Origin of the sequence: Catenulispora rubra (genome assembly GCF_015356825.1) — a bacterium.
GTDB lineage: Bacteria > Actinomycetota > Actinomycetes > Streptomycetales > Catenulisporaceae > Catenulispora > Catenulispora rubra.
Genome location: NZ_JAACYW010000244.1, coordinates 1 through 17,895 on the forward strand (window position 1 = coordinate 1; position 17,895 = coordinate 17,895).

The window sequence follows — 17,895 nt, forward strand, 5'->3', positions numbered from 1 at the left end:
TGCCACCCCACCGCCGTCGCTGCCGTCCCCAGTGCTGCGGCTCGAAACTCGCCGCGACCTCCTTCGCGCCGGCTTCGGCCCGAGCGGCCGCCGCCCGATCCCCGGTCGCCCGCAACGCCTTCGCCAGGTCGGCCAGGATCTCAGCCTCCTGCCACGGCTCCTCGTAGCGAGCCGCGGTCGCCGCCGCCTCCCGGTACAGCCGCACCGCGTCGGCCGTGCGGCCCTGCGCCATCCACACCGAGGCCTGCATCCAGCGCACCCGCATCAGGCCCCACGGGTCCTGGTACCGCTCGGCCAGCGCGGCCGCGTCCTCCAGGTGCTGGTCGGCGACGTCCAGCCGGCCCTCCTCGCGGCGGGCCCAGGCCAGCACCCGCAGCGTGTAGCTCTCCCACAAACCCAGGCCGAGCTGCTGGAACGTCTCCAGCACCGGCATCATCAGCTCCACGGCCTCCTCGACCCGTCCCTGCTCCAGGCGGAGCATCGCCAGGCGGCGGCCCACGACCGCGGTCCAGTACCGGTAGCCAGAGTCGTTGAAGGTGTCGAAGGACTGCCACATCAGGGCCTCGGCCTCGATCGGGCGGTGCTGGCGCAGGCGCAGCATGGCCAGGTCGAAGACCGCCGAGGCGCGCCAGAACCAGTGGCCGAGCTCGGTCAGGGTGTCGACGGCGGAGGTCAGGTGGCGCTCGGCCTCGGCGAACTTGTAGCGGCGGTTCAGCAGCACGCCGAGGTCGCGGCGGGCCCGGGCGGCCTCGGCGGGCTGGCGCACGTCCCAGTCCGCGCCCTGGTCCACGGCGTCGCCCTCGAACAGCGCCAGCGCCGCGCGTATCGCCTCCTCGGCGTCGGTGAAGCGGCGCAGTCCGGCGTAGGCCTCGCACAGGTCGCGCAGGACGCGGGCCTCGGCGAGCTTGTTGCCCAGCACCCGGGACAGCTCCAGGGCCTGCTCCAGGTCGTGCACCGCCTCGGCGAAGCGGCCGGCGAAGAAGTGGCCGCGGCCGATCCAGCGCAGGGTGTAGGCCTCGCCGGGGCGGTGGCCGATCTCGCGGCACAGCCGCAGCGCGACCGTGAAGTGCTGCTCGGCCTCGTCGAAGCGGTCCTGGTAGTGGCGCAGGACGCCGTAGCCCTGGTGGATGATCGACTCGGCGCGGCGGTCGTCGCGGCGGGTGGCGGCGTCCAGGCCGGCGCGCAGCACGTCGTCCCAGCGGTTCCAGACGGTGTAGACGGTCTCCAGCACCCGGGCCAGGACCACCGACAGCTCCCAGCACAGGTCCCACAGCTGCGCGGCGTGCGCGCGCTCGACCATGCGGCCCAGGCGGCGGCAGTCGCCGAGCAGCCAGCGGGTCGGACCGTACTCGGCGTAGCGGAGCAGGTCGGGGTCGTCGACGTGCCAGTGCTCGGCGCGGGACGGCAGGGCGCCGCCGTCCCGGCCGTGGCGCGGGACGGTGGGGTCGGTGAGGTGCTCGGCGTACTCGGCCAGCGCGAGGAAGGCGCCGCCGAGCCGGGCCAGCGCGGTGCGCTGCTCGTCGGGGGCGTCCTCGGCGGCGAGGCGTTCCTCGGCGTACTCGCGCACGAGGGCGTGGAAGCGGTATTCGGTGCCGTTGGAGCCGCCGCGCGCCGCCCGCTCCAGCAGCTGGGCTTCGACGAGGTCTTCCATGACCTCCAGCGCGACGGCCATCGGGATGTCGAGCAGCGGCGCCGGGGCCCACTCCCGCAGGGCTATGGAGGGGAACAAGGTCAGCAGCCGGAAGGCCCGGCGGCTGCGCGGGTCGAGCTCGGCGTAGGAGACCTCGATGGCGTCGCGGACGCGGACGTCGCCGGAGCGGAACTCGTCGAGGCTCAGGCGCGCGGCGAGCTCGGCGAGGGTGCGGTGGTGGTCGGCGGCCAGCCGAGCCGCGACCAGGCGCAGGGCCAGCGGCAGGCCGCCGCAGGCGCGGATGATCTGGCGGGCGGCGTCGGGCTCGTCCTCGACGCGGCGGGCTCCGACCTGCCGGACGAGGAGTTCGCGCAGCGAGTCGTCGTCGAGGCCGCCGACGGTGAAGGGCTCGGCCTCCAGCAGGCCCAGCGGACGGCGGCTGGTGATCACCGTGGCGCAGCCGCGAACCCGTGCGAGCAGCGGACGCACCTGCGCGGCGGACTTGGCGTCGTCCAGCACGACCAGAACGCGGCGGCCGACGAGGCGGTCGTGGTAGAGGCGGCGGCGCGCGTCCTCATCGGGCGGCACTTCGCCGGCCCGGACGCCGAGCGCGGCCAGCAGGCGTCCGAGGGCGGTGGAGGGATCGGGGGCGTCGCGACCGGAAGTCCCGCCGGCGTTCAGCGAGCTGAGCGAGAGATGCAGCACGCCGCCGGGGTAGTCGCTGCGCACCTCCTCGGCGAACTGCACGGCCAGCGAGGTCTTGCCGACGCCGCCCATGCCGTACAAGGCAAGGACCGGAGCACCGCGGCCGTCGTTGGCGACCCGCTCCAGCATGTCGCGCAGCTGATCGAGCTGCCGCCGCCGCCCCACGAACTGCTCGTCCGCAGGCGGCAACTCCAGACTCAACGGAGCGGCCCCGTTGACCACCCGCGGATCCGGCCAACTGGCCCGCCGCCCCTCCGGCGCCTTGGCCGCACCCTCGACGATGAGCCACTCGGTACCGATCGCGAGGATGCCGGTGATGAGCGAGACGGCGATCAGCGCAAGCGTCCACACCACGAGGTTCCCGCGCGCGGAGACCTGCAGAACGATCGCGCCGGAGGTGACGATCGTGTTCCCGATGACCAGGATGAACCGACGCCGCTGCCCCGGACTCAGGCGCACCAGCCGCCGCGGATGGTTCAGCCACCGAAGGATGCGGTGGCGTCCGCGCGCTGGTGAAGCCATGCAGTCTCCCGTCTCATAAGGCTGATGTGTTCAATTACGCCAGAGAGCCGGGACGGGGACAAGTGGCGGGGCGGCAGCATGGCCGCGCGAGGTCAGTCGGCGCGCGGGGTGAAATCGGTCAGGGTGAAGGAGAACGGCGCGGGGAGTTCGAGGTCTGAGCCGAAGGGGACGCGGATGTCGGCGCGGTAGTCCCGGGCTTCGACGTCGGGCTGGCTGAAGAGGACCGTCTCCTGACTATCGCGATCAACCAGCAGGTACAGCGGAACGCCGGCGGCAGCATACGCCCGGCGCTTGGTCACCCGGTCATCGGACGAATGATCCGATGTCACCTCTGCCAGCAACAGGATCCCCGCAGGGAGCCCCCACGACGGTTCATCATCGAAGGAACCAGGCTCGGCGACGGTCAGGTCCGGGATGAAGTTGCCGAAAGGTGTGTCGAGCCCCCTGTTACCGGAGACCGTGATGTCGACGGCCGACTTGCGAACCATCTGGACCGTCAGCTTGCCGATCACCGACTCGTGGTTGCCGTTCGGCGGTGGAGTCACAATGAACCTCCCTGCGATGAGCTCGGCGCGGTAATTGGGGCCGAGCGTCGCGTCGAAGTCGAGGAAGGCTTGCCGTTCTTCCGCCGTGACCGTCATGAGTGGCTCCCTGTATCCGCCATGGGCGTCGGAGTGTCCCGTTATCGTCACACTCCGAGCATAGACTCACACGTCAGGCCCAGCGCGAGGGAAGCGAACCGGAAAGTAATCACCCAGAAGTGTAAAAACCTGTTCGAACACGCCGAAGGCGGCCCCGGCCGAAGCCGGAGCCGCCCTCCGCGTACAGCAGTTACCGCAGTTCCGAACCAGAACCCTGAGCCGAGGCTCAGAAGTCCATGTCGCCGCCGGGCATGCCGCCGCCGGCCGCGGCCGACGCCTTCTCCGGCTTGTCGGCGATGACCGCCTCGGTGGTCAGGAACAGGGCGGCGATGGAGGCCGCGTTCTGCAGCGCCGAGCGGGTGACCTTGGCCGGGTCCAGGATGCCGGCCTTGATCATGTCGACGTACTCGCCGGTGGCGGCGTTCAGGCCGAAGCCGGTCTCCAGGTTGCGGACCTTCTCGACCACCACGCCGCCCTCGAGGCCGGCGTTGATCGAGATCTGCTTCAGCGGCGCCTCCAGGGCCAGGCGCACGATGTTCGCGCCGGTGGCCTCGTCGCCGGTCAGGTCGATCTTCTCGAACGCCTGCTTGCCGGCCTGGATCAGGGCCACGCCGCCGCCGGCGACGATGCCCTCCTCGACGGCCGCCTTGGCGTTGCGCACCGCGTCCTCGATGCGGTGCTTGCGCTCCTTGAGCTCGACCTCGGTCGCCGCCCCGGCCTTGATCACCGCGACGCCGCCGGCCAGCTTGGCCAGGCGCTCCTGCAGCTTCTCGCGGTCGTAGTCGGAGTCCGACTTCTCGATCTCGGCGCGGATCTGGTTCTTGCGGCCCTCGATGGAGTCGCTGTCGCCGTCGCCGTCCACGATCGTGGTCTCGTCCTTGGTCACCACGACCTTGCGGGCCTTGCCCAGCATCTCCAGGCCGACGGAGTCCAGCTTCAGGCCGACCTCCTCGGAGACGACCTGGCCGCCGGTCAGGATCGCGATGTCGCCGAGCATCGCCTTGCGGCGGTCGCCGAAGCCGGGGGCCTTGACCGCGACCGACTTGAAGGTGCCGCGGATCTTGTTCACGACCAGGGTGGCCAGCGCCTCGCCCTCGACGTCCTCGGCGATGATGACCAGCGGCTTGCCGCTCTGCATCACCTTCTCCAGGATCGGCAGGACGTCCTTGACGTTGCCGATCTTGGAGTTCGCGATCAGGAGGTACGGGTCGTCGAAGGACGTCTCCATGCGCTCCAGGTCGGTGGCGAAGTAGGGCGAGATGTAGCCCTTGTCGAAGCGCATGCCCTCGGTGAGCTCCAGCTCCAGCCCGAAGGTGTTGCTCTCCTCGACGGTGATGACGCCTTCCTTGCCGGCCTTGTCCATCGCCTCGGCGATCATGTCGCCGATCGCGGTGTCGGCAGCGGAGATCGAGGCGGTCGCGGCGATCTGCTCGCGGGTCTCGACGTCCTTGGCCATGCCGGACAGCTCGGCGGACACGGCCTCCACGGCCGCCTCGATGCCGCGCTTGAGCGCCATCGGGTTCGCCCCGGCGGCCACGTTGCGCAGGCCCTCGCGGACCAGCGCCTGGGCCAGCACGGTGGCGGTGGTGGTGCCGTCGCCGGCGACGTCGTCGGTCTTCTTGGCGACTTCCTTGACGAGCTCGGCCCCGATCTTCTCGTACGGGTCCTCGAGCTCGATCTCCTTGGCGATCGAGACGCCGTCGTTGGTGATCGTGGGGGCGCCCCACTTCTTCTCCAGCACGACGTTGCGCCCGCGCGGGCCGAGGGTCACCTTGACCGCGTCCGCGAGCTGGTTCATGCCGCGCTCGAGGCCGCGCCGGGCTTCCTCGTCGAACGCGATGATCTTCGACATTGTGGTACAGACCTCCCACACCAGGGATTCCTTGGCGAACCGCCAGGCGCCCGCGACGGACGGCCCGTCGCCGCGCCGGTCCCTGCCGGTGAGACGATGTTCGAGCCTCGCCTGAGAGGTTCTCTCGTTTGGCACTCTCGGTGTGAGACTGCCAAGGTCCATGATTAGCACTCTCCCTCGGGGAGTGCAAGCCGGTGGACAAGCTTCAGGGCCCGCTCCCGTACCGTGGGAGCGGGCCCTGAAGGCTGTCTTGCGGAGTTGTCGTCGGTCGGGCGGCGGCGCGAAAGCCCCGAATGGTCGCGACCCGGCGGTGGGAACCAGTGTCGATCGCAGGGATACGCTGTTAGACGATGACCCGGACCATGTCGGCCTGCGGGCCCTTCTGCCCCTGCGAGATCTCGAACTCGACGCGCTGGTTCTCTTCCAGGCTGCGGTAGCCGTCCATCTGGATCGCGCTGTAGTGGACGAAGACGTCCGACCCGCCGTCGACCGCGATGAACCCGTAGCCCTTCTCCGCGTTGAACCACTTGACGGTGCCCTGAGCCATTCCGTACTCCCCTTGCTGCCGGCTCTAGACGGAGTGGGCTACCCCCTGTGGAAACCCCACCCCAATTCCGGCCCGCACCCCGCGGGCCAGGGTCTGCGTTCGCCGCCGTACCACCCGCCGTACCAAGAGGGTTGAGCTGGAGGGATCTCGCCGAATCGTTCGACCGGCGCTGAGACTAGCCAATGTGACGCTCAGTACAACAGGTCTAAATCTCAGAGATTATTCAGAGGTTCGTAAGTGGTGCGCAGACAAATACGGACCGATCCCCGCGTATCTTCTCGTCCTGTTCACGGTGAGTAGATAACGATACGGGAACCGGTCCTCGTTCCGGGCACGCCGAAGCGCCGCCGCATCAGCCCCCTGCGACGGCCGGGATGATGGAGACGCTGCCGCCCTCCGGCACCGCCGTCCCCAGTCCTTCGGCGAAGCGCACGTCGTCGTCGTTCACGTAGACGTTCACGAAACGCCGCAGCTTGCCGTCGTCGTCCAGGACCCGCGCGCGGATCCCGGTGTGGTCGGCCTCCAGCTGGTCGATCACCTCCGCCAGAGTACCGCCCGGCACCGACACCTCGGCCTTGCCGTCGGTGTAAGTACGCAGGATGGTGGGAATCCGTACGGTGATGCTCATAGCCATGCTCCTTACTCGATCGCCTCGCGGGGCGTCATGCCGATGAAGATTGCGCGAACAGCTTGATCCGGTCCGGATGGTCCGGGAATCCGGAAGCGGTCAGAGCGTCGCGCGGAAGGCGTCCAGGGACGGCTTGATGACCGCCGTCGGCCCGCAGTCCGAGACCGCGTCGAGGGTCTTGAGCCCGTCGCCGGAGTTGATGACCACGGTCAGCGCGTCCGGGTCCAGCCGGCCGGCGTCGGCGAGCTTCTTCAGCACCCCCACCGTCACCCCGCCCGCGGTCTCGGCGAAGATGCCCTCGGTCCGCGCCAGCAGCTTCACGCCGGCACGGATCTCCTCGTCGGTCACGTCCTCGACCGTGCCGCCGGTGCGCCGCGCGATGTCCAGCACGTAGGGGCCGTCGGCCGGGTTGCCGATCGCCAGCGACTTGGCGATGGTGTCGGGCTGCCTGACCGGGCGGATGACGTCGATGCCGTCCTTGTAGGCCTGCGAGACCGGGGCGCAGCCGGAGCCCTGGGCGCCGATCACCTTGTACGGGGTGTCCTCGACCAGGCCGAGCTTCACCAGTTCCCGGAAGCCCTTGTCGATCTTCGTGAGCTGCGAGCCCGAAGCCACCGGGATCACGATCTGCTCGGGCAGCCGCCAGCCGAGCTGCTCGGCGATCTCGTACGCCAGCGTCTTGGAGCCCTCGGCGTAGTACGGCCGCAGGTTGACGTTGACGAAGCCCCACTTCTCGCCGAGCTCGTCGCCGATCAGCTCGCTGCAGAAGCGGTTGACCTCGTCGTAGGTGCCGTCGATGGCGATCAGCCGGCCGCCGTAGACGGAGGCGACGACGATCTTCTCCTTCTCCAGGTCCGACGGGATGAACACGCAGGAGTCCAGTCCGGCGCGCGCCGCGGCGGCACCGACCGCGCCGGCCAGGTTGCCGGTGGAGGAGCAGGAAAGCGTGGTGTAGCCGAAGGCGTGGGCGGCCTGCACGGCGATCGCGACGACGCGGTCCTTGAAGGAGTGCGTCGGGTTGCCGGAGTCGTCCTTGACGTGGAGGTTCGTCAGGCCGAGTTCACGGCCGAGGTTGTGCGCGCGGACCAGGCGGGTCCAGCCGGGGTTCGTGGTGGGGCGGGTGGCGACGTCGGCCGGGACCGGCAGCAGCGGGGCGTAGCGCCAGATCGACGCGGGGCCGGCCTCGATCTGCTCGCGGGTGACGGTGCCGAAGTCGTAGGAGATCTCCAGGGGACCGAAACACTCTTCACAGGCGAACTTCGGGCCGAGTTCTGTGGTGTGACCACACTCACGACAGGACAGATGTGCCGCGGGGCCGAAGGGGGCGGTCGTGGAGGGTGCCGTCGACAGGGTTGCGGACATGACGCGAGGTTCCTTTCCTCATCTTTCCCACAGATCGGCGGCTGCCGGGTGGGCCGGAGTTGGCACCGCACCGTCCTGCGCCGTGTGGATCGAAAAGGCGGCAGAACGGATGGTTGCCGGAGCGTCATAGGGCCGGTCCCTCAGCTCCTCTGGATGAGCACTTATTGAGTTGTTGCTATGGAGCGTAAGCCTCCGGTGGCCAGGTGGGACCTACCCGTCCGGATCCCGAGACGACAGCGGCTCCGTGCCGTCGCCTACTCTTGAAGAGGTCGCCTATACCGATTTCAGAGTGGAGAGCCCGGTGCTGGAAGAGGTGGAGCGGTGGCTTGACGCGCGCTCCTCGAAGGCTTCGGACTGGCCTCTGGAACGGCTGCTCGCCGCGAAGGCCGCGAGCGGGGCGCGGATCAGCGTGGTGCTGCCCGCGCTGGACGAGGAGGAGACGGTCGGCGCGATCGTCGCCGCCATCCGCGAGGACCTGGTGGAGGCCGCGCCGCTGGTGGACGAGTTGCTGGTGGTGGACTCCGGATCGGCCGACCGCACCGCGGAGAACGCCGCGGCGGCCGGGGCGAAGGTCCTGCACCGCGACGAGATCCTGCCCGGCATCCCGTCGGTGCGCGGCAAGGGCGAGGTGCTGTGGCGGTCGCTGGCCGCGACCACCGGCGACCTGGTCTGCTTCATAGACGCCGACCTCAGGGAGTTCTCCTCCACGGTGGTCACCGGCGTGCTCGGGCCGCTGCTGTGCTCCACCGACGACGCCATCCACCTGGTCAAGGCCATGTACGACCGGCCCCTCGTGGCCGGCTCAGCGGTGCTGCCGGCCGGCGGCGGCCGGGTCACGGAGCTGGTGGCGCGGCCGATCCTGAACCTGCACTGGCCGCTGCTGGCCGGCTTCGTGCAGCCGCTGGGCGGGGAGTACGCGGCGCGCCGGACGCTGCTGGAGCGGCTGCCGTTCCCGACCGGCTACGGCGTCGAGACCGCGATGCTGATCGACACCCTGGCGCTGGTCGGGCTGGACGGCATGGCGCAGGTGGACGTCGGCGTGCGGCTGCACCACCACCAGGACGACGCGGGGCTGGGCCGGATGGCCAGCGAGATCATGCAGGTGGCGTGGGAGCGGCTGCAGCGCGAGGGGCGGATCGTGCCCGGCGGGGACGGCGCCCGGCCGCACACGCTGATGACGCAGTTCCACCGCGAGGCCGAGGGGTTCGCGCCGCGGTCGACGGATGTGACGGTGGTCGAGCGGCCGCCGATGCGGACCCTTACGCGGGGCGAGGAAGTAGAAGAAGTAGAAGAAGTAGAAGAAGTAGAAGAAGTAGAAGGGGAAGTAGAGGAGTAGCCGAGCCGGCGGAGCGTTCCGCGCGGGCTGGCGTTCCGCGCCGGGCCGGGCGTCGCACGCGGCAGGGTGCCGCGCGCGTGCCGACGGCTCCGGGCCGGCCTAGCGTTCCCCGCCTGCCGAACCGTCCGGACCCTCCGGCATCTGCGGCCTGAACCACGAGACCAGTCCCTCGATCCGAACGCCGTCGGGATCGCGCGGGAGGCTGTCGAACTCCTTGACCAGCGCCTCCAACCGCTTCTGGAAGTCGGCGGCGACGTCGGCGTGCAGTGTGGAGGACAGGAACATGAGCATGCCGCTGTTCTTCGCCTCCTCCGGATCAGAGGGCATCCCCAGGGTGTCCAAGTGCCGCAGGAAGCGCTTGCGGTAGTCGGCCAGGTTCTCATCGATGATCCGGTCCATGGCCTCGCGGGTCTCGACCGGGTGCGCGGTGGGGTCGATCGTCAGCGAACTCTGCGCCGACCGGTACTTGGTCTCGACGATGCCGGACACCACCCGGGTCTCCGCGGCCTCGATCAAGCCGGCTTCCACGAGCACCTTCAGGTGCCGGTAGAGCTTGGTCTGCGGCTCACCGAGGTCCTCGGCCAGCTCCTTGGCCGACTTCGGCACCCGGTCGCGGGACAGCGCGCGCAGCAGCGACAGGCGCGTGGTGTCGGCGAGCGCCTTGATGGTGTCGACGTCGGTGACGGTGCGCACCACCTCCTGGATCAGCGCCACCTGCTCCCGCGCGGCGGAGACCTCCGCATCCACTTCGCGGAGCGCACCGGCCACCTCGGCATTGGCGTCCTGGACCGCGGTGCGCACGGAGTCCAGCGCTCCGGCCAGGTCGGAGGTCGTGTTCTTGCTGCCCATGGGATCCATCTTGCCAGATGCTCACGGATGCGTCATCATTCACTCAAGCGTGAATGATGACGAGAAGATGAATGCTCGCGCCAACGCGAACGTTCATGAATCAGGGAGGGTTCACGATGACCGCAACAGCGCTCGAGCCGACGGGGGAAGCGGCGATGGACACGACGGATGTCATGCCGGAGGACGGTGCTCGGGCCGGACGGCGAGCGGCCGGCGCGAGCGCCGGGACTGCCGGGAACGCCGAGACGGCCGAGAGCGCCGCGAGCACGGGGCCAAGCGAGATGCGCGCCGCCCGGAACGCTGAGACCACCGGATCGGGCGAGATGAGCGCGGCTCGAAATGCTGAGGCCCCCGCGAGCGCCGAGACCGCAGGTCCCGCCGAGCTCATTCCCCTGCGCCGCAACCGAAACTTCAACCTGCTCTGGGGCGGCGCCGTCTCGGCCATGCTGGGCCTGAGCACCGCCGACATCGCCTACCCGCTGGTGATCCTGGCGCTGACCGGCTCGCCGCTGAAGGCCGGCCTGTTCGCGACCGTGCAGCTGATCGCCTCGGTGCTGGCGACGCTGCCGGTCGGGCAGTTGATGGACCGGAAGGACCGGCGGCGGCTGCTTCTGCTGGCGGAGTCTCTGCGCGTGGTCGCCTCGGGGTCGGTGGCCGTGGCGTACTTTCTCGGCGCCCTGACTTTCTGGCACCTGCTGCTCACCGCCGCCGCCCTCGGCGCGATCCAGCCGTTCGCCGGGGCGCGGACGCTGTTGCTGCGGCAGGTGGTGGCGCCCGAGCAGATTCCGGCCGCGCTCACCGCCGAGCAGGTGCGGCAGCAGGGGTGCGAGCTGGCCGGGCCGCCGCTCGGCGGGGCGTTGTTCGGGATCTCGCGGGCGCTGCCGTTCCTGTTCGCCATGGTGGCCGGGCTGGTCTCGCTGCTCACCGTGGTGCTGCTGAAGCTGCCGAAGTCCGTGACGCTGGCCGCCGACCAGGCGGGAGACGCAGCTGGAACCGGCGCCGACACCGAGCGGGGCGGGGCGCTCCTCGGGCTGAAGACGATCATGCGCGACCCGGTGATGCGCGCGACCACCCTGGCCCTGTGCCTGGTCAACACCGCCGGCTACCCGGTCTTCCTGAGCCTGGTCGTGCGCATGCACCAGCAGCACGCCGCCTCCGGCACCACCGGCCTGGTGATCGGCGCGATGGCGCTCGGCGGGCTGGTCGGCACCGTGCTGGTGAAGCCGCTGCACAAGGTGATGCGGCCGGGCTGGCTGCTGATCGTGGCCTGCCTGGTCTTCGCCGTCGCCAACTTCGGGATGACGTTCGTCGCCGCCCCGGCCGCCGACGCCGCGTTCCTCGCCCTCAGCGGCGCGGTGATCCCGTCCGCCGTGGTCATGGTCAACGTGCTGATCCTGCAGGCGGTCCCGGACGAGGAGCGCGGCCGCACCTCCGCCGCGCTGAACATGTTCCTGCTGATCGGGATGCCGGCCGGAATGCTGGTGGCCAGCGCCGCGCTGCAGTGGTTCTCACCTACCGGGACGCTGCTGGGCCTGTCCTTGCTGATGACGGTCCCGGTGCTGTACTCCGTGTCCCAGAAGGCGCTGCGGGCCGCGCAGTGGCCGGACGCTCAGTAGCTCTGAGCGTCCCCTGAGCCGGGGAGTGTCGGTCGGCGCTGTGTGGAGCGCCTGATCCGGCACTCCCCTTGTGCGTGCGGTGGGCGGCCTCGTGGGCCGCGGAATGAGCGGAACGCACGGAATGCAGCGCGTGCAATGAGTGCGGCAGGTACTTGGCCGGATGGTGTGTGTGCACTCGGTGCACCAGCCGATCGCGGACCGGTTCGCCGGCCCGCGCGCCGAGCGAGTCGGCGGCCTTTACCACGGCGGCCGCCGGCGCCGCCGGACGCGGCTTGGGCGTCGAGCCGCCGAACAGCCCGAGCCCGGCCAGCAGCCCGGTCCCGCACACCGCGACGACCGCGGCGAGCAGCGCGGGGCGGCTCATCGGCCGCGTCTCGGCGGGCTCCCGGTCTTGCCTCTCCCGGTCGCGCCTCTCCCGATCAGGCAGATCCCGGTCGTCGTCACCGCGTCGCGGCTCCCGGTCAGGCGGCTCGGTCCCGATCATGTCCTTCATTAGACACAGGCCGGGGCTCCCCGTCCGGGTCCGGCCCGATGTCGGCGACCCGTTTCACCCGTCCGGACCTGGCACGCTGGCGCGCGGCGCGCAACCGCCGCAGACGCTTGACGACCTCCGGTTCCAGGGCCAGCGCGGCCTCGTCGTCGAGCAGTGCGTTGAGCAGCTGGTAATAACGGGTAGCAGAGATCTGGAACCGCTCCCGGATCGCCTGCTCCTTGCTACCGGCGTTGCGCCACCACTGCTTCTCGAACGCCAGGATCGCGCGGTCCCGGTCTGTCAATCCGCCCCCGGGCTCGCTGCTGTTCATGCAGAACAGAGTACGGCCGCACACCCACACGGCGTCCCACCGGGCCCATGGCGTACCGTGGGTCCGTCGATTACAGGTCTATACCAATTAACGTGTGAACCGAACCCAGCTCCGCCCGTCCTTCCGCTCCCCTTTTCTGCCGACAGGTTTGCGATGACACTGCTGACGAACGCCCGGATCGTCCTCCCCGACGGCGTGCGAGCCGACGGCTGGCTGCGCCTGGACGGCCACCGGATCGCCGAGGTGGGCCCGGCCGGCTCCGCCCCGAGACCGTCCGACACGGATCCGCACGAGGCCTCCATAGACCTGGCCGGGCGCTACCTGCTGGCCGGCTACGTCGACATGCACACCCACGGCGGCGGGGGCGCCGCCTTCAGCTCCGGCGACATCGAGCAGGCGGTGCGGGCGGCAGCCTTCCACCGCGCGCACGGCACCACCACGACGGTCGCCTCGACGGTCTCCACCGAGCTGGACGACCTGCAGCGCTACCTGTCCGACCTGGCCGGCCTGGTCGAGGACGGCCTGCTGGCCGGGCTGCACCTGGAGGGCCCCTTCATCTCCAAGGCCCGCTGCGGCGCCCACGACCCGGCCCTGCTGCGCGCCCCCGACCCGGCGCTGCTGCGGCCGCTGCTGGCCGCCGGCCGCGGCACGGTGAAGATGGTGACCCTGGCCCCCGAGCTCGACTACGGCATCGAGGCCACGGCGCTCCTGGCGAACTCCGGCGTGATCGCCGCGGTCGGGCACACCGACGGCGGCTACGGCATCACCGAGGAGGCCTTCTCCAACGGCGCCCGGGTCGCCACCCACCTGTTCAACGCGATGCCCGGGGTCCACCACCGCGAGCCGGGCCCGGTGGTGGCCGCGATCGAGGACGAGAACGTGATCGTGGAGCTGGTCAACGACGGCATCCACGTGCACCCGGCGGTGATCGGCATGGTCTTCAACGCCGTCGGCCCGCACCGGGTGGCCCTGATCACCGACGCCATGGCCGCGGCCGGCCAGCCCGACGGCATGTACCGGCTCGGCGCGCTGGACGTCGAGGTCTCCGACGGCGTGGCCCGGCTGGCCGGCGGCGGCTCGATCGCCGGCAGCACCCTGACGATGGACGTCGCGCTCCGGCGCGCGGTGCGCGAGCTGGGCCTGCCGATCGAGGACGCCTCGGTGTCGGCCTCCCTGACCCCGGCGCGCGCCCTGAGCCTGGACCACGAGATCGGCTCGATCGAGGTCGGCAAGTTCGCGGACCTGGTCGTGCTCGACGAGGAACTGGAAGTGTGCGGCGTCATGAAGCGCGGCGAGTGGGCCGTCGCCCCGAAGTGAGGCGTCTTCTCAGTGTCCGCACTTCAATGTAAGTAATTCAATACGCGCAGTCCCACGCCTGTTTGCGGATTCCGGCCGGTATTCCATCGGCTGGAACGACTCAACCCTTTGAGCCGATCTTGGCAACAGGTGGTCGTCGGCGTGCCCGCACCGCCGCGGATCAGACCCCGTCCACCTCGGGGTTCCCACCGGCATCACCCGTTCGCACTCGCGTTCCGGCCGGGACCTGGCAGCTGCGCCGCTCGGGTGAATCTTCACCGCTCCCGACCGCTTTCCAGCTATAAAAGCCGAACCCCCTGGGCGAGAATCCAAGAGTGAGCTTCATCTGAATCTGGTTTTCATCTCCCTTCGGGAACGAATGGCCCCGCCGACCCGGGCGACGGCCACTCTCCATAGCCGACCGCATCACTAGGTAGAGATTCACGCACGGCGACCGAAAAACGCCGGGCACTCGCAGGCGAAGGAGTCGCTGTCATGGTCTTCTCGGTATCCGGTGTACTGCTGCTGGGCATCATCACCTTCATCCTGTTCCGCAAGGACGGGCTCAAGGTCTCGCACATGATCGTGTGCGCGCTGCTCGGCTTCTACCTCGCGTCCACCTCGATCGCCCCGAACATCAAGCAGAGCGGTGCCTCCATCGCCAGCTTCATCAGCAACCTGCACTTCTAGCGGTGTCAGGGCTGATCCGGCGTCGAGCCGGCCGAGCCAGCAGAGCCAGCTAGAGCTCCTCAGCTAAGGGGTCGAACACCTATGGCGGGATCGGTGGGGACCGAGAACCCCATCCAGCGCCTGGCCCGCGGCTTCCGTGACCACCCGATCACGGAGGCCGTCGGCCGTTACTCGAACACCACCCGGCACGCCTCCAAGCGCGCCAAGGCGCGGGCGATGGACATCGGGCACCCGGTGGTGGTGCTGGTCCGCGGGACCAAGCAGATGGCCGCGGACGCCAGGACGTACTGGACCGAGGCCGGCGGGCACGAGAAGCACAAGGAGTGGCGGGACCTGGTGGTCTTCGTCTTCGCCGTGTGCGCGGTGGCCGTGGGCTTCCAGCCGTACGGCATCCTGCTGCTGCTCGCGGTCTGGGCCGCGGCGGCCACCTACCTGGGCCGGGACCGGCCCGACCCCGGCAAGGACCCGGAGAGCGACGCGCACGTCGCGCGCCTGCAGTCGGCGTACAACGGCCTGGTCCCCTACCTGATGGACACCCACGACCCGGACGAGCGGTTCAAGCCCGGCGGCGGGTACCGCGAGGGGTTCACCGAGTGGGAGTTCGACGAGGGCGACCGGCTGGTGGCGCTCAAGCTCCAGTACTCCCCGTTCTTCAAGGACGGCGAGCACGACTCCCGGGCCAAGGTCGAGCGGGCCCTGGAGGGCAAGATCGGCCAGGCCAACGAGTACCTGTACGACTGGGACGAGGAGGGCAACAAGCTCTCCGTCCGCATCCTGCCGCCGCTGCCGATCGGGATCCCGGCGCAGCCGTGGAAGGTCGCCGAGATCGAGTACGTGCTCGGCTTCACCGATCCCACCTCGACCGCGCGCCTGATCCCGGTGCAGCTGACCGCCGAGCCCGGCGGCGAGGTGCCGGTGGTGGAGCTGGCGCCGGTGGTCTGGCGGCACGGCCGGTTCGCCGCCGAGCCGCACCTGCTGGTGGCCGGCGTGCTGGGCAGCGGCAAGTCGAACCTGCTGCGCTCGCTGGCCGCGCAGGCCCTGGGCCACGGCCACCTGGTGACCGCGATCGACGCCGAGCACACCGGGCACTTCGACGAGTTCTCCGGACGCGACGGCGTGCTGCGCGTGGAGTCCGCGCCGGCCGCCGCGATGGACCTGCTCGACTGGGTCTGCGCGGAGTCCACGCGCCGGGCCGAGCGGCTGCGCGAGCTCGGGGACACCGAGGACACGCTGATCGCCGAGCTGGCCAAGCCGCTGTGGCTGTTCGTGGACGAGCTGGCCTCCCTGGGCGAGGCGGCGGCCCGGGCCGGGCTGGCCGACCCGCAGGACCTGCTGGCCGACCTGATGCGCGCCGGCCGCACCACCGGCGTGACCGTGGTGCTCTCCAGCCGGGCCGAGCGGGTCTCCGAGCTGCGGGCCACGGTCCGCAACCAGGCGCACGCCCGGGTCGGGCTCGGGCAGCTGCCGCCCGGAGCGTCGACCGCGCTGTTCGGCGGCACGCTGGAGATCGGCGGGCCGGCCGTGCTGCCCCCGGGACGCGGGTTCGCCCGGGTCGGCGGCGGGCCGGTGGTGCGGGTGCAGGTGCCGGTCGCGGCGGATGTGACGGCCGCGCTGCCGGTGCTGGTCGGTGCGGTCGTGACCGGCGGGGACCCGATGGCTGAAGGGTTCGACGGGTTCGAAGGGTTCGAAGGGGCCGCCGGCGCGGACGGGACCGGTGCGGCGGGCGGGTTCGACGGGACCGGCGGCCAGGGACCTGACACGTTCTGAGCGGTATCACAGGGCTTCACGAGGCGGGTGGTGCGTCAGCACCGCCCGCCTCACCGTTTCCGGCCGGGCTGTCGAGAAGTTCCCGATCGCCCTGGTGAGGATGCTCACGGGGGTTTTCGTTTGAATTCAAACTGACGGTCCCTCCCCGCTCGGTAGGGTTGGGAGACATGAGTATCCCCAAGCGTGCCGCGCTCGGCCTCGCGGCGACGGTGACGGCCCTGATAACGACCGCCTGCTCGTCGACCGGCTCCAGCGGTTCGTCCACCGGATCGACCGGTGGCGCGGCGTCCACCACGACGTCCGGCGCGCAGGCGGCACCGAGCACCGCGGCCGCGGCCGACTGGTCGCGCAACCCGGACCAGACCTCGACCGCCCTCAAGGCCAGCCTGCCGATGCTCGGCACCGAGATGCTGCAGGTCCACTACCACGCGCACCTCGACGTGATCGTCGACGGCAAGGCGGTCACCGTGCCGCAGTACGTCGGCATCGACGAGAACGCCCAGACCATCACCGCGCTGCACACCCACGACACCAGCGGCGTGATGCACATCGAGTCCGCCAAGGACACCCCCTTCAAGCTCGGCCAGTTCTTCACCGAGTGGGGCCAGCCGCTGACCGCCACCCGGGTCGGCCCGGTCGCGATCGGCGGCACCGAGGCGCTGCACGTGATCGTGAACGGCAAGGAGGTCACCGGCGACCCGGCGCAGTACGTGCTCAAGGCGCACGACGAGATCGCGGTCTGGGTCGGCGCGAAGGGCCAGACCCCGCAGGTCCCGTCCTCCTACAACTTCCCGCCCGGCCTGTAGCAGAACCGGGGCGCGCCCGACAGCGCGTTTCGCGGGCAACTCAGAACTCTGCGGTGCACACCGGGTCAGGCCCTGGTCGGACAGGGTCCTGATCCGGTGTGACATTCAGCACTCGGCACAACGGGATAACGGAACACCGAACCTCTGTGCCGGGTGGTGCGCGATGCGCTACCTTCTAAGGGTGGCGATGTCTCAGGCGAGCGGTTCGACGGCGGGTCCGATGACTCCGCCGCGGCGCGTCGGTGTGCCGCCGCTGAACCTGGGCAACCAGGCTGTGGCCGACCGGCTCGACCGGCATTTCGCGGCGATCGTGGACGCGCCGGCGGCGCTGGACGACGACAACGCCACCGAAGCCCTGGAAACCATGATCGCGGTGCTGCCCCGGACCGGCGGCGCACGGCGTTCCGAGCGTGCGCTGTGGCTGCGCGCACCGTTCCGGCGGCTGAAGCGCCTGATCGGGCTGTAGCCCCCGGCACCGAACTGCGCCGCTTTGCGCGGCGGCATACGGTTGTCCCATGGCTGACACCACCAACGACGCCGGGATCGGCGCGCGCATCAAGGAACTGGTCGCGGAGGAGCATCGGCTGCGTTCGCATCCGAATCCCACCCCCGAGGACCTCACCGCGCTCAAGAGCACGGAGAACGAGCTGGACCAGTGCTGGGACCTGCTGCGGCAGCGGCGGGCCAAGCAGGAGACCGGCGGCAACCCGGGGGACGCGCAGGCCCGGGCGGTCGGCGAGGTCGAGGGTTACCTCCAGTAGTAGTACCTCTAGCAGTACCTCGGGGCGGCCCGGCGCAGATGCGCCGAGCCGCCCCTTTGGTTCCCCCGGTTCCCCGTTCCCCTT

At 70.2% G+C, this 17,895-nt stretch carries 16 protein-coding genes and 1 riboswitch; of the genes, 8 read left to right on the forward strand and 8 right to left on the reverse strand.

Translation table 11 applies throughout. The annotated features are described in order from the left end of the window. The 6 genes from GWK61_RS41240 to thrC all read right to left on the reverse strand — a co-directional run. The coding region (locus GWK61_RS41240; protein ID WP_194917173.1) for an ATP-binding protein at nucleotides 1-2,857 on the reverse strand (2,857 nt) is incomplete at its 3' end. A gap of 92 nt (nucleotides 2,858-2,949) precedes the next feature. Then, nucleotides 2,950-3,498 (reverse strand): Uma2 family endonuclease, encoded by a 549-nt coding sequence (locus tag GWK61_RS41245; RefSeq protein WP_194917174.1) that lies wholly within the window; start codon nucleotides 3,496-3,498, stop codon nucleotides 2,950-2,952. 226 nt (nucleotides 3,499-3,724) lie between these two features. After that, the gene (gene groL, locus GWK61_RS41250; RefSeq protein WP_194917175.1) at nucleotides 3,725-5,350 is read right to left on the reverse strand and encodes a chaperonin GroEL; all 1,626 of its coding nucleotides are present in this window, start codon (nucleotides 5,348-5,350) and stop codon (nucleotides 3,725-3,727) included. 343 nt (nucleotides 5,351-5,693) lie between these two features. Continuing rightward, entirely contained in the window at nucleotides 5,694-5,897 is a 204-nt protein-coding gene (locus GWK61_RS41255) for a cold-shock protein (protein ID WP_015796671.1), read from the reverse strand. Between the two features lie 352 nt (nucleotides 5,898-6,249). Then, nucleotides 6,250-6,525 (reverse strand): ubiquitin-like small modifier protein 1, encoded by a 276-nt coding sequence (locus GWK61_RS41260; RefSeq protein ID WP_194917176.1) that lies wholly within the window; start codon nucleotides 6,523-6,525, stop codon nucleotides 6,250-6,252. Between the two features lie 99 nt (nucleotides 6,526-6,624). Beyond that, nucleotides 6,625-7,887 carry a threonine synthase gene (gene thrC / locus GWK61_RS41265; RefSeq protein ID WP_194917177.1) on the reverse strand — a complete coding sequence of 421 codons (1,263 nt, stop codon included), beginning with the start codon at nucleotides 7,885-7,887 and terminating at the stop codon, nucleotides 6,625-6,627. A gap of 15 nt (nucleotides 7,888-7,902) precedes the next feature. Next, nucleotides 7,903-8,047, reverse strand: a riboswitch (SAM riboswitch). A gap of 141 nt (nucleotides 8,048-8,188) precedes the next feature. Here thrC and GWK61_RS41270 point away from each other — a divergent pair. Then, nucleotides 8,189-9,223: a glucosyl-3-phosphoglycerate synthase gene (locus GWK61_RS41270; protein ID WP_369125653.1), complete on the forward strand. Its 1,035-nt coding sequence runs from the start codon at nucleotides 8,189-8,191 to the stop codon at nucleotides 9,221-9,223. Between the two features lie 99 nt (nucleotides 9,224-9,322). Here GWK61_RS41270 and GWK61_RS41275 read toward each other — a convergent pair whose 3' ends face one another. After that, the gene (locus GWK61_RS41275; protein WP_194917178.1) at nucleotides 9,323-10,072 is read right to left on the reverse strand and encodes a helix-turn-helix domain-containing protein; all 750 of its coding nucleotides are present in this window, start codon (nucleotides 10,070-10,072) and stop codon (nucleotides 9,323-9,325) included. 116 nt (nucleotides 10,073-10,188) lie between these two features. Here GWK61_RS41275 and GWK61_RS41280 point away from each other — a divergent pair, with 116 nt between their 5' ends. After that, nucleotides 10,189-11,688, forward strand: a complete 1,500-nt coding sequence (locus GWK61_RS41280) for an MFS transporter (protein ID WP_194917179.1) — start codon at nucleotides 10,189-10,191, stop codon at nucleotides 11,686-11,688. A gap of 461 nt (nucleotides 11,689-12,149) precedes the next feature. Here the strand turns inward: GWK61_RS41280 and GWK61_RS41285 are convergent, their stop codons facing one another. Further along, the gene (locus GWK61_RS41285; RefSeq protein ID WP_194917180.1) at nucleotides 12,150-12,491 is read right to left on the reverse strand and encodes a DUF3263 domain-containing protein; all 342 of its coding nucleotides are present in this window, start codon (nucleotides 12,489-12,491) and stop codon (nucleotides 12,150-12,152) included. 153 nt (nucleotides 12,492-12,644) lie between these two features. On the opposite strand from GWK61_RS41285, the gene nagA reads away from it, so the two are divergent. From nagA to GWK61_RS41315, 6 genes are all read left to right on the forward strand, one after another. Beyond that, complete coding sequence (gene nagA / locus GWK61_RS41290) at nucleotides 12,645-13,808, forward strand: N-acetylglucosamine-6-phosphate deacetylase (protein WP_194917181.1); 1,164 nt, start codon at nucleotides 12,645-12,647, stop codon at nucleotides 13,806-13,808. 474 nt (nucleotides 13,809-14,282) lie between these two features. Next, complete coding sequence (locus GWK61_RS41295; RefSeq protein ID WP_015796679.1) at nucleotides 14,283-14,477, forward strand: hypothetical protein; 195 nt, start codon at nucleotides 14,283-14,285, stop codon at nucleotides 14,475-14,477. Between the two features lie 81 nt (nucleotides 14,478-14,558). Next, nucleotides 14,559-16,244: an ATP-binding protein gene (locus GWK61_RS41300; protein ID WP_194917182.1), complete on the forward strand. Its 1,686-nt coding sequence runs from the start codon at nucleotides 14,559-14,561 to the stop codon at nucleotides 16,242-16,244. Between the two features lie 167 nt (nucleotides 16,245-16,411). Continuing rightward, entirely contained in the window at nucleotides 16,412-17,050 is a 639-nt protein-coding gene (locus tag GWK61_RS41305) for a hypothetical protein (protein ID WP_194917183.1), read from the forward strand. Between the two features lie 181 nt (nucleotides 17,051-17,231). Beyond that, the gene (locus tag GWK61_RS41310) at nucleotides 17,232-17,516 is read left to right on the forward strand and encodes a hypothetical protein (protein ID WP_194917184.1); all 285 of its coding nucleotides are present in this window, start codon (nucleotides 17,232-17,234) and stop codon (nucleotides 17,514-17,516) included. A gap of 49 nt (nucleotides 17,517-17,565) precedes the next feature. Next, nucleotides 17,566-17,811, forward strand: a complete 246-nt coding sequence (locus GWK61_RS41315; RefSeq protein WP_194917185.1) for a DUF2630 family protein — start codon at nucleotides 17,566-17,568, stop codon at nucleotides 17,809-17,811. The last annotated feature ends 84 nt before the right edge of the window (nucleotides 17,812-17,895 follow it).

Bases quoted from the DNA above. Each gene is read 5' to 3' on its own strand.
- GWK61_RS41300 (WP_194917182.1), top strand. From the start codon at position 14,559: ATGGCGGGATCGGTGGGGACCGAGAACCCCATCCAGCGCCTGGCCCGC.
- GWK61_RS41255 (WP_015796671.1), bottom strand. From the start codon at position 5,897: ATGGCTCAGGGCACCGTCAAGTGGTTCAACGCGGAGAAGGGCTACGGG.
- GWK61_RS41260 (WP_194917176.1), bottom strand. From the start codon at position 6,525: ATGAGCATCACCGTACGGATTCCCACCATCCTGCGTACTTACACCGAC.
- GWK61_RS41305 (WP_194917183.1), top strand. From the start codon at position 16,412: ATGAGTATCCCCAAGCGTGCCGCGCTCGGCCTCGCGGCGACGGTGACG.
- GWK61_RS41275 (WP_194917178.1), bottom strand. From the start codon at position 10,072: ATGGGCAGCAAGAACACGACCTCCGACCTGGCCGGAGCGCTGGACTCC.
- GWK61_RS41280 (WP_194917179.1), top strand. From the start codon at position 10,189: ATGACCGCAACAGCGCTCGAGCCGACGGGGGAAGCGGCGATGGACACG.
- groL (WP_194917175.1), bottom strand. From the start codon at position 5,350: ATGTCGAAGATCATCGCGTTCGACGAGGAAGCCCGGCGCGGCCTCGAG.
- nagA (WP_194917181.1), top strand. From the start codon at position 12,645: ATGACACTGCTGACGAACGCCCGGATCGTCCTCCCCGACGGCGTGCGA.
- thrC (WP_194917177.1), bottom strand. From the start codon at position 7,887: ATGTCCGCAACCCTGTCGACGGCACCCTCCACGACCGCCCCCTTCGGC.
- GWK61_RS41245 (WP_194917174.1), bottom strand. From the start codon at position 3,498: ATGACGGTCACGGCGGAAGAACGGCAAGCCTTCCTCGACTTCGACGCG.
- GWK61_RS41295 (WP_015796679.1), top strand. From the start codon at position 14,283: ATGGTCTTCTCGGTATCCGGTGTACTGCTGCTGGGCATCATCACCTTC.
- GWK61_RS41285 (WP_194917180.1), bottom strand. From the start codon at position 12,491: ATGAACAGCAGCGAGCCCGGGGGCGGATTGACAGACCGGGACCGCGCG.
- GWK61_RS41315 (WP_194917185.1), top strand. From the start codon at position 17,566: ATGGCTGACACCACCAACGACGCCGGGATCGGCGCGCGCATCAAGGAA.